Origin of the sequence: Microbacterium sp. ISL-103, from assembly GCF_018613995.1 — a bacterium.
Classification (GTDB): domain Bacteria; phylum Actinomycetota; class Actinomycetes; order Actinomycetales; family Microbacteriaceae; genus Microbacterium.
Window position 1 is genome coordinate 1 of the sequence record NZ_JAGGPD010000202.1, and the last position, 10361, is coordinate 10361.

General features: G+C 69.7%; 8 protein-coding genes and 1 pseudogene. 8 read left to right on the top strand and 1 reads right to left on the bottom strand.

What is annotated here, in order from left to right:
- From J7E68_RS08320 to J7E68_RS08330, 3 genes and pseudogenes are all read left to right on the top strand, one after another.
- A pseudogene (locus J7E68_RS08320) lies at nucleotides 1-495 on the top strand (DUF1980 domain-containing protein); the annotation flags it as partial.
- The gene (locus J7E68_RS08325; RefSeq protein ID WP_251048786.1) at nucleotides 485-2140 is read left to right on the top strand and encodes a hypothetical protein; all 1656 of its coding nucleotides are present in this window, start codon (nucleotides 485-487) and stop codon (nucleotides 2138-2140) included. The pseudogene J7E68_RS08320 and the gene J7E68_RS08325, both read left to right, overlap by 11 nt.
- Before the next feature lie 5 nt (nucleotides 2141-2145).
- Nucleotides 2146-2874, top strand: a complete 729-nt coding sequence (locus tag J7E68_RS08330; RefSeq protein WP_215171634.1) for a DNA-3-methyladenine glycosylase — start codon at nucleotides 2146-2148, stop codon at nucleotides 2872-2874.
- On the opposite strand, the gene J7E68_RS08335 is transcribed toward J7E68_RS08330, so the two are convergent.
- A complete protein-coding gene (locus tag J7E68_RS08335; protein ID WP_215171636.1) occupies nucleotides 2814-3824 on the bottom strand; it encodes a LacI family DNA-binding transcriptional regulator in 1011 nt (336 codons plus the stop codon). The two genes, J7E68_RS08330 and J7E68_RS08335, sit on opposite strands and share 61 nt — an antisense overlap.
- Before the next feature lie 140 nt (nucleotides 3825-3964).
- Here J7E68_RS08335 and J7E68_RS08340 point away from each other — a divergent pair, with 140 nt between their 5' ends.
- From J7E68_RS08340 to J7E68_RS08360, 5 genes are all read left to right on the top strand, one after another.
- Entirely contained in the window at nucleotides 3965-5974 is a 2010-nt protein-coding gene (locus J7E68_RS08340; RefSeq protein WP_215171638.1) for a beta-galactosidase, read from the top strand.
- A complete protein-coding gene (locus J7E68_RS08345) occupies nucleotides 5971-6900 on the top strand; it encodes a carbohydrate ABC transporter permease (protein WP_215171640.1) in 930 nt (309 codons plus the stop codon). Before J7E68_RS08340 ends, J7E68_RS08345 begins: the two co-directional genes overlap by 4 nt.
- A complete protein-coding gene (locus J7E68_RS08350; protein WP_396652492.1) occupies nucleotides 6897-7802 on the top strand; it encodes a carbohydrate ABC transporter permease in 906 nt (301 codons plus the stop codon). Before J7E68_RS08345 ends, J7E68_RS08350 begins: the two co-directional genes overlap by 4 nt.
- A gap of 88 nt (nucleotides 7803-7890) precedes the next feature.
- A complete protein-coding gene (locus J7E68_RS08355) occupies nucleotides 7891-9222 on the top strand; it encodes an extracellular solute-binding protein (RefSeq protein ID WP_215171642.1) in 1332 nt (443 codons plus the stop codon).
- Between the two features lie 61 nt (nucleotides 9223-9283).
- A partial coding sequence (locus tag J7E68_RS08360) for an alpha-galactosidase (RefSeq protein ID WP_215171644.1) occupies nucleotides 9284-10361 on the top strand: 1078 nt, incomplete at its 3' end.

The window sequence follows — 10361 nt, forward strand, 5'->3', positions numbered from 1 at the left end:
CTCGCCGTCGTCGGCACGGCGACGGGCGGCGTCGTGGCCTCGGGCGTGGTGCGCGCCGCACTCGTGCTGCCTCCCGCATCGCTGTCGGTCGAGCTCGCGATGTCGAGGGTCGGCGAGCAGACCGCGCTGTTCGCCGGAGCCGACGACGTGACCCTGGGAGTCGCCGACACCGCCACGTTCGGCGTGGGTGACTGGGCGAGCGTGTTCGCGACCGCGACCAACACCGCGGCCTACGACGGCAAGACGGTGACGCTGACCGGTTTCGTGACCCCCACGGATGCCGACGGCGTGAACCTCACGCGGCTCGTCATCACGCACTGCGTGATCGATGCGCAGCCGGCGACCCTGCCGGTGACGATCGATGCCGGAGAGTTCGACACCGGCCAGTGGGTCGAGGTCGAGGGCACGGTCAAGGCGGATGCCGACGGGTCGCTGCACGTCGACCCGACCACGGTGACCGCGATCGACGAGCCGCAGGACCCGTATGAGTACTGACGACGAGCGCCCCGACGAGCCGGCGGTGCCGCGCACCCGTGCAGAGCTGCGGGCGGCGCGTGAGGCAGAGGCGGCTGCGGCTGCGGAGGCGACGCCGGGTACGGATGCGGACACGGTCGACGGTACGCCGCCCGAGCCCGTCGTCGAGCCCGCGCCGGTCGAGCCCGCTCCCGTCACTCCTTCCCCGGCCGACGATGAGACGCCCGAGCCGGCGATCACGAAGCCGCCGCCCGAGCCCGAGTACACGCCGAAGGCGAAGAAGAGGCCGACCGCGCCCCGCGACCGCCGCTTCCTGTTGGCGCTCGGTGCCGTGCTCGGCATCCTGGTGCTGGTGGGAGCCGGGCTCGGTGTGGTCAGCCTGACCCAGGGCCCGCGCATCACCGAGGTCCAGGTCAACCCCGCCGAGGCGATCGAGGCCTCGGGAAGCCGCGTCATCCTCACGGCCAACCAGTCGCTGGCCGCGATCGACGAGTCGCAGGTCACGGTCGAACCGGCCGTGCCGTTCACCCTCGATGCCGCGGGTCGGGGCGTCGGCATCCGCTTCACCGTGCCGCTCGACGACGACACCGAGTACACCGTGAAGGTCGCCGACGCGGTGGGCGCCGGTGGGGGCCCGAGCGCCACCCTCTCGACGACCTTCTCGACGCCGTCGTCGACGATCTTCCTGCTGCGTCGCGACGTCGACGGCGAAGACAAGATCTTCCGCACCGACCTGTCGGGTGAGAAGGCCGAACCCGTGTTCGCGGCCGACAAGATCAACGACTTCCGGGCGACCTCGTCGCAGCTCGTCGTCTCGGTCGACGAGGATGAGGGCTCGAAGCTCCTCGTGATGAACCGCGACGGGAAGGAGCCCCGCGAGCTGAAGCTCCCCGGCGTCGGCTCCGTCGGCGCCATCCAGGTCTCCGAACGCGGGGGACTCGTCGGGTACAGCTACTCCGACAAGAAGCTCAGCGACACCGAGGGCCGCGCCAGCGTGCTGGTGACCCAATCTCTGAGCGGCGACGACGAACCCGTCGTGACCGAGGTGGGCGACAAAGAGGCGAACGTCTTCGTGTGGCAGTTCGTGCCCGACAGTGCGGCGGTGCTGTTCATCGACTTCGACGGCGCGCTGTCGCTCATCGACCGCTCGACGGATGCCGGGGTGCAGTCGCTCGGTCTCGCCACCACCATCCAGGGCATCTCCCGCGGCACGTACACGGCCATCGTCGAGCGGCTCGACGGCTCGGTCGTCGAGCTGAACCTCGCCGACGGCACCGAGGTGCCGCTCGAGGCGTCCGAGCCGGACTACGGCACGGCGATCACGATCACGCCGTTCCCCGGCGGCACGCTGCGCCACGTCGTCGCGCGCGACGACAACGGCGTGCCGAGCGGCCAGGCCATCGTCCGGGTCGACGACGACGGCGTGGCGACCCCGCTCGCCGAGGTCGACTCGACCGGGTCGATCCTGCAGGCGTGCGCCTCGCCCAGCGGGCAGTACGCCGCCGTGGTGATCGCGCCGGATCTGGCCGACAACCCCTACGACCAGATGCTGCTGCCTCTGCCCGAGAAGGTCGAGACGCATCTGCTCGACATGCGCACCGGAGACGAGATCGTGGCGCTCACCGGCTTCGACGCGTCCTGGTGCCAGACGGCCCCGAAGTTCTGAGCGCCATGTCGGCCGACGCCCTGCACCGCGCCACCCGCGCCGAGCTGAGCGGGCTTCCGGTGCACGTCGCCCCCTCGCTGCTCGGCGGCGAGCTGCGCACGGTCGTCGCGGGTTCCGAGGTGCGTCTGCGACTCACCGAGGTCGAGGCGTATCACGGACAGGGCACCGGACCCGATGCCGACCCGGGCTCGCACGCACGCATGGGCCGCACCGCACGCAATGCGACGATGTGGGGCGAGCCCGGCCACCTGTACGTCTACCTGAGCCACGGCATCCATTCGTGCGTGAACGTCGTGAGCGGTCCCGAAGGGCAGGCGGGCGGAATCCTGCTGCGTGCCGGCGAGGTCGTCGGCGGCACGGATGCCGTCGCGGTGCGCCGAGGTGCGTCGCTGCCCCTGACACGCACGGCCCTGCGTGACCTCGCCCGCGGGCCGGGGCGCTTCGGCCAGGCGGTGGGGCTGCGGCATCCCCTCCACGACGGCATCGACGCGATCACCGGTGCCGAGTTCGAGGGCGCTCGCGCCGAGCTGTGGCTGCGCGACGAGCCGGTGGCGGACATCACGACCGGGCCGCGCGTCGGTGTGGCCGGCATCGCGGGCACCGAGGTGTTCCCCTGGCGCTTCTGGATCGCCAGCAACCCCACGGTCTCGCCGTTCCGCTGGGGGAGAGGCGCTCAGGCCGAGTCTCTCCACACGACGGGCGTCGGCAGCAGGATCCCCTCGCGCGGACGCTGATCGTCGCGCAGCTGCGCGAGCACGGATGCCGCGGCCGCAGCCCCGAGCCCTTCGGCCGGCTGGTCGACGGTGGAGAGCTGAGGCGTGGTGCGCAGCGCCCAGGTGCTGTTGTCGAAGCCGACCACACCCACGTCTTCCGGCACGCGGCGCCCTGCTTCGCGCAGCGCCCACATGGCGCCGGCGGCGACCGCGTCGGAGGCGGCGAACACCCCGTCGACGTCGGGAGCGCGCTCGAGCAGACGCGTCATCGCCGCGGCGCCGTCGGCGTAGGAGTACAGCGGCACCTCTTCGACGAGGTCCGGATCGAAGGCTGAGCCCAGGGCATCCGTGAAACCCGCGAGGCGGTCGGTGCCCGAGTCGCGGTCGAGGGCGGCGGCGATCATGCCGACCCGTGTGCGGCCGGTCGCCAGAAGGCGCGACGTCACGGCGTGCGCGGCGCCACGGTTGTCGACGCCGACCCACGCGGCGTCGACATCGGGCGGGTGGCCGACGTAGGCGACGGGCAGGTCGAGCCGCATGACGGCCTTGGTGATCGGGTCCTGCGCGCGGGCCGAGACGATGACGGCCCCGTCGACGAACCCGCCGTTCAGATACCGGGCAACGCGCTCGGTGTCGCGCACCGAGTCGACCACGAGGCACACCATCTGGTAGTCCGCCTCAGACAACGTCTCGTTGGTGCCGAGCATGATCGCGCCGATGTTGGGATCTTCGAGGAACAGCGCGTGCGGCTCGTGCACGATGAACGCGATGGCCTGCGTGCGCTGGCGCACGAGGTTCTGGGCCGCGGTGTTCGGCACGTAGCCGACCTCTCGGATCGCGTCTTCGATGGCGGTGCGTGCGGAGTCCGACACGTAGCCGCCGTTGATCACGCGGCTCACGGTTCCTCTCGAGACCCCGGCCACGCGCGCCACGTCGTGCACGGTGCTGCGACGACGCGCGGAAGTACTCATGATCGACAGCCTAGCGACCGCGACTTGACGAGATTCGCCACGTCGTGCGACGATGTGTGCACGTTCACAGAAATCTCGATCGCTGTCTTCGCGACGCGAACTGTGCACGTGCACACATGATCCGCAAAGGAGCGTCACCGATGGCCGCCGCTGTGTCCGACCGCATCGCCACCCTCTCCGCAGGGCGCGGCCTCGTCTTCGGATGCGACTACAACCCCGAGCAGTGGGATCGCAGTGTGTGGCCCGACGACGTGCGGCTCATGCAGCAGGCCGGCGTCGGACTCGTGGCGATCAACATCTTCGGCTGGTCGTCGATCAACCCCGCCGAGGGTGTCTGGGACTTCACCGCGCTCGACGAGATCATCGCGCTTCTGCACGAGGGCGGCATCCGCATCAACCTCGGCACCGGCACGGCTTCTCCCGCGCCGTGGCTCACCGCGCAGCATCCCGAGATCCTCCCGGTCGGCGAAGACGGCACGGTCTTCCACCAGGGCGGCCGCCAGGGCTACTGCCCGAGCTCGCCCCTCTTCCGCGCCTACGCCGCCGAGGTCGTCACCCGCGTCGTCGAGCGCTACGGCGACCACCCCGCCGTGTCGCTCTGGCACGTGTCGAACGAGCTGGGCTGCCACAACGCGCTCTGCTACTGCGGCACGAGCGCCGAAGCGTTCCGCGGCTGGCTGCGTGAGCGCTACGCCGACATCGACGCGCTGAACCGCGCGTGGGGCACCACCTTCTGGAGCCAGCGCTACAGCGACTTCGACGACGTGCGCGTGCCCGCCCAGGCACTGTCGCTGCGCAACCCCGGTCAGATCCTCGACTTCCAGCGATTCAGCTCCGACGAGCAGCTCGCGCTCTACCGCGCCGAGGCCGCGATCCTGCGCGAGCGCAGCGACGTGCCGGTCACGACCAACTTCATGGTCACCGCGCACATCCGCAACCTGGACTACTGGTCGTGGGCGGCAGAGATGGACCTGATCGCCAACGACCACTACCTCGACCGCCGCCTCGACGACGCGCGGGGAGAGCTCTCGTTCGCCGCCGACCTCACCCGCGGCCTCGCCCAGAGTGCTCCCTGGCTGCTGATGGAGACCTCGACCGGCGCGGTGAACTGGCAGCCCTACAACCTCGCCAAGGCTCCGGGTGAGATGCAGCGCAACATCGCCTCGCACGTCGCCCGCGGCGCCGACGGCATCTGCTTCTTCCAGTGGCGCGCGTCGACCCAGGGCGCCGAGAAGTACCACACAGCACTCGTCCCGCACGCGGGTGAGGACTCCGATCAGTGGCGCGAGGTCGTCGAGCTCGGCGGTCTGCTCGAGCGTCTCGGCGAGGTCGCGGGCACCCGTGTCGACGCCGACGCCGCCCTGTTCTTCTCGTGGGAGAGCTGGTGGGCCGCCGAGAACGAGGGCCGCCCGAGCGAGGCGCTGACCTACCTCGGCCAGGTGCATGCCGCCCATGCTGCTCTGACCGATGCCGGCATCACCACCGACGTCGTGCGCCCGGGCGGCGACCTCGACGGCTACCGACTGCTGATCGTTCCCGCGCTGCACCTCGTCAGCGATGCGGATGCGGCGGCCATCGCCCGCGCGGTCGAGCACGGCGCGACGGCCCTGATCACGTTCTTCAGCGGCATCGTCGATGAAGAAGACCGCGTGCGCACCGGTGGCTACCCCGGGGCGTTCCGCGACCTGCTCGGCATCCGCTCCGAGGAGTTCGCACCGCTCCGCCCCGACGAGACCGTCACCCTCACCGACGGCACCACGGGCACGGTCTGGAGTGAGCGCCTGAAGACGACGGATGCCGAGGTCATCGCCTCGTTCGTCGACGGCCCCGCCGCCGGCCGACCCGCGATCACGCGCCGCACGGCGGGCGAGGGTGAAGCCTGGTTCCTGGGCACGCAGCCCGCGCGCGAGGACTACCGCCGACTGGTCGCACAGCTCGCCGCAGCGGCGGGAGTCGCCGCGACGCCCGGTGCCGACCGGAACGTCGAGATCGTGCGCCGCACCGGCGACGGCGGCTCATTCCTGTTCGTCATCAACCACGGATCGACCGACGTCGAGATCGCGGCCGCAGGCCACGACCTCGTCACCGACGCCCCCGCCACCGGCCTCGTGCCGGCCGGGGCGGTCCGCATCATCAAGGAGGATGTATGACCACCACGCTCACCGCTGCGGCGGTCGCCTCGGCGCCCCGGGCGCCGGGCCGCCGCCGACGGATTCCGCACAAGGGCGCCATCGCGTTCCTGATCGTGCCCTTCGGCGTGCTGTTCGCGCTGTTCTACGTCGTGCCGATCGCCTACGCGTTCTGGCAGTCGCTGCTCGTGGTCGAGCGCGACGGCACCTTCGGCAAGGCCGAGCAGGTGTTCGGCGGCTTCGCCCAGTACGTGCTCGTGTTCCAGAACGAGGCGTTCTGGAGCTCGATGGGGCGGATGCTGACGTTCGGCGTCGTGCAGGTGCCGGTCATGCTCGGCCTCGCGCTGCTGTTCGCCCTGCTGCTCGATTCGCCGCTCGTGCGGGGCAAGCGCTTCTTCCGCCTCGCGTTCTTCGTGCCGTACGCGGTGCCCGGTGTCATCGCCGCGATCATGTGGGGCTCGCTGTTCTCGCCCAACCTGTCGCCGTTCACCGCCATCACCAAGAACATCGACTTCCTGGGCGCCGACCTCGTGCTGTGGTCGATCGCCAACGTCGTCACCTGGGTCTACGTCGGCTACAACATGCTGATCATCTACTCGGCGCTGCTGTCGATCCCACAGGAGCTCTACGAGGCGGCCATCCTCGACGGCGCCGGCCAGTGGCGCATCGCCTGGTCGATCAAGATCCCGCTGGTGCGTCCGGCGATCGTCATGACCGCGATCTTCTCGATCATCGGCACGCTGCAGCTACTCGCCGAACCCCAGGTCTTCCGCTCGTTCAGCTCTGCGGTGACGAGCACGTTCACCCCGAACATGACCGTGTACGCCACGGCATCCATCCCGAACACCAACCTGGCGGCAGCCTTCTCGGTCGTGCTCGCCGTGACGACGTTCGTGCTGTCGTTCGGATTCATGAAGTACATGCAGCGCAAGGAGCAGAACGCATGAGCACCATGACGATCGTCGCCCCCGGTCGGGGCTCGCGCACACAGGCCCCGCGCGGAAAGGGTGCTCGCGAATCGGGCATCTCCCGCACCGGCGCCATGCTGATCATGGCCGTGTTCACGGTCTACTTCCTGCTGCCGCTGTGGTGGCTGCTCGTCGCGTCGAGCAAAGAGACCGGCGACATCCTGACCACCGCCCCGCTGTGGTTCGCCGACTTCCACCTGTTCGACAACATCGCCGAGCTGTTCGCCTACCGCGACGGCGTCTACCTGCGCTGGCTGATGAACTCGGTGCTCTACGCGGCCCTCGGCGGCGCCATCGCGACCCTGCTCGCCGCCATGGCCGGCTACGCCCTGGCGAAGTACCGGTTCCCGGGCCGCGACCTGATGTTCGACATCGTGCTCGGCGGCGTGCTCGTGCCGGCGACGGCGCTCGCGCTGCCGCTGTTCCTGATCTTCAGCCAGGCGCAGCTGACCAACACGTTCTGGTCGGTGTTCCTGCCCTCGATCGTGAGTCCGTTCGGGGTGTACCTGGCGCGGATCTTCGCGGCCTCGTCGGTGCCCGACGAACTGCTCGAAGCGAGTCGCCTGGACGGCGCGGGCGAGATCCGCACGTTCTTCACGGTGAGCATCCGTCTGATGACCCCGGCGCTGGTGACGATGTTCCTCTTCCAGTTCGTCGCCATCTGGAACAACTTCTTCCTGCCGATGATCATGCTCCGATCCGAAGACCTCTTCCCCGTCGTCTTCGGTCTCTACAACTGGAACAACCAGCTGAACCAGCTGCCGGAACTCCGAGGTCTCGTGCTGATCGGCGCTCTGCTGTCGGTCATCCCGCTGATCGTCACATTCCTCCTGCTCCAGCGCTTCTGGCGCAACGGACTGGGCGCCGGCGCCCTGAAGTGAGCAGGCGGCCGCTCGGACCGACCGGACGGCCTGCACCACCCGCACCACACACCCGCACCACCCCCATCGCATCCACGAAAGGATCGAAATGCAGCATTCGAAGATGAAGGCAGCCGCTGTCATCGCCATCTCGGCGTTCGCGCTCGCCGGTTGCTCGGCGTCCGGCGGAGACACCTCCGGCACCGGCGGCGACGCAGCCGCCTGCACCCCGGCCGACGGCGACGTCACGCTGGAGTTCACCTCCTGGATCCCCGGCATCGAAGATGTCGTCGAGATCTGGAACGACGAGAACCCCGAGATCCAGGTCGACGTGCAGACCGGCCCCAACGGCAACGGCGGCACGTACCAGAACTTCTTCAACCAGATCAAGGCGGGCGACGCTCCCGACCTCGGCCAGATCGAGTACGACGCCCTGCCGAACTTCCTCGTGCAGGACGGCCTCGAAGACCTGAGCGCGTGCGAAGAGGTCGTCGCCGCCGAAGACCAGTTCGTCGACTGGGCCTGGGGTCAGGTGACGCTCGGCACCGAGGGCGTCTACGGCGTGCCGCAGGACACCGGCCCCATGGCGCTGTTCTACCGCGCCGACCTGTTCGAGCAGAACGGCATCGAGATCCCCACCACGTGGGACGAGTACCGCGACGCAGCCGTGAAGATCCGCGACCTCGGCGGATACATCACCAACTTCTCGCAGTCGGACATCAACCAGTTCGCCGGCTTCGCCTGGCAGGACGGCGCTCAGTGGTTCTCGAGCGACGACGAGGGCTGGACGGTCTCGCTGGCGGATGAGCCCACCACCACCGTCGCGGACTTCTGGCAGAGCATGCTCGACGACGACCTCGTCGCGACGGTTCCCGCGTGGACCGACGAGTGGAACAACGCCTACAACTCCGGTCAGGTCTGGACCTGGAACTCCGCCGTCTGGGGTGCCAACTCGATCTCCAGCGGCGCGCCCGACACGGCAGGCTCCTGGGCCGTCGCACCTCTCCCGCAGTGGGAAGAGGGCGGATCCGCCGCCGGCAACTGGGGCGGCTCGTCGACCGCGGTCCTCAAGGGCAGCGAGCACCTCTACGAGGCGACCAAGTTCGCGCTGTGGCTCAACACGTCGGATGAGGCGCTGACCGCGCTCGCCGAGGCCGCCAACCTCTACCCGGCCACCACCGCGGGCCTCGAGCTTCCGGTCTACGCCGAGGGCGTCGAGTTCTACGGCGGGCAGAAGATCTACGACATCTTCGCCGACGCCGCCACCCAGGTCTCGCCCGACTTCGCGTGGGGCCCGACCATGACCCAGACCTACTCGGACGTGTCCGACGGGTTCAAGGCCGCGGTCTCGGGCAGCGGCACGCTGCTCGACGCGATCGAGAAGGGTCAGACGGCCACCGTCGACGCGCTGAAGGCCGCGTCGATCCCCGTCAAGGAGTAACCCCCCTCGGAGGCCCGCCCGTATGCTCACGGGCGGGCCTCCCTTTTCGTCTGGAGCGGCAATGAGCGAACTCGTCCACCTGACCTCGGCCGGCGTGAGCGTCGTCATCGACACGACGAGTGCGCGCCTGCTGCACTGGGGCGCGGCGCTGGATCCCGCCGACCTCGATGCGCTCGCGGGCTCGTCGACCGGCGCGGTGACCTTCAGCTCGTTCGACGCGCCGCGCACCTTCCCCCTGCTGGCCGTCGAGGCCGACGGGTGGTCGGGTGCACCGGCTCTCGCCTGGCACCGGGGTGGTCTGCACAGCGCTCCGCTGCTGCGACCGGTGCGGTGGGAATCGACGGCGACATCGCTGCGGGCGGAGTTCGCGGATGCCGCGGCCGGTGCCTCGGTGGTGCTCGACCTCGATCTGGATGCCGTCGGCGTGCTGACCGCGCAGGTGTCGGTGACGAGCACCGCGGATGCCGCCGAGCCGCTCGACCTGCTGGCTGCGCGCATCCTGCTGCCGATCCCCGCTCATGCCACCGAGGTTCTCGATCACACGGGGCGCTGGACCGGCGAGCGTCACCCGCAGCGGGGCGCCCTGCGCCACGGAGCGCACCTGCGTCAGGTGCGCCGCGGTCGCGGGGGTCACGATGCCCCGTACCTGACCGCCGTCGGCACCGACGGGTTCGGCTTCCGTCGCGGCGAGCTGTGGACCGCGCACGTCGCGTGGAGCGGTGACCTCGAGGTCGGCGTCGAGCGGCTGCCCGAAGGCGCCGGTGTGCACGGAGCCGTTCTCGGCGGGGGAGAGCTGCTGCTTCCCGGCGAGATCCGGCTCGCGACGGGTGAGACCTACGTCTCGCCGCAGGTTCTCCTCACCTATGGCGCGCGCGGCCTCGACTCGCTGTCTGCCCGTCTGCATCAGACCGTGCGCGCGTTCTCGGCGCACCCCACGACACCGCGCCCCCTCGTGCTCAACACATGGGAGGCCGTGTACTTCGACCACGACCCGGCGAAGATCATCGAGCTCGCCGAGGCCGCGGCATCCGTCGGCGTCGAGCGGTTCGTGCTCGACGACGGATGGTTCCGCGGACGACCCGACGACCGATCAGGGCTCGGTGACTGGTACATCGATCACGCGAAGTGGCCGGATGGCC

What these genes read in the sequence shown, in the direction of transcription:
- J7E68_RS08340 (WP_215171638.1), top strand. Translation starts at nt 3,965, where the DNA reads ATGGCCGCCGCTGTGTCCGACCGCATCGCCACCCTCTCCGCAGGGCGC.
- J7E68_RS08355 (WP_215171642.1), top strand. Translation starts at nt 7,891, where the DNA reads ATGCAGCATTCGAAGATGAAGGCAGCCGCTGTCATCGCCATCTCGGCG.
- J7E68_RS08325 (WP_251048786.1), top strand. Translation starts at nt 485, where the DNA reads ATGAGTACTGACGACGAGCGCCCCGACGAGCCGGCGGTGCCGCGCACC.
- J7E68_RS08345 (WP_215171640.1), top strand. Translation starts at nt 5,971, where the DNA reads ATGACCACCACGCTCACCGCTGCGGCGGTCGCCTCGGCGCCCCGGGCG.
- J7E68_RS08350 (WP_396652492.1), top strand. Translation starts at nt 6,897, where the DNA reads ATGAGCACCATGACGATCGTCGCCCCCGGTCGGGGCTCGCGCACACAG.
- J7E68_RS08330 (WP_215171634.1), top strand. Translation starts at nt 2,146, where the DNA reads ATGTCGGCCGACGCCCTGCACCGCGCCACCCGCGCCGAGCTGAGCGGG.
- J7E68_RS08335 (WP_215171636.1), bottom strand. Translation starts at nt 3,824, where the DNA reads ATGAGTACTTCCGCGCGTCGTCGCAGCACCGTGCACGACGTGGCGCGC.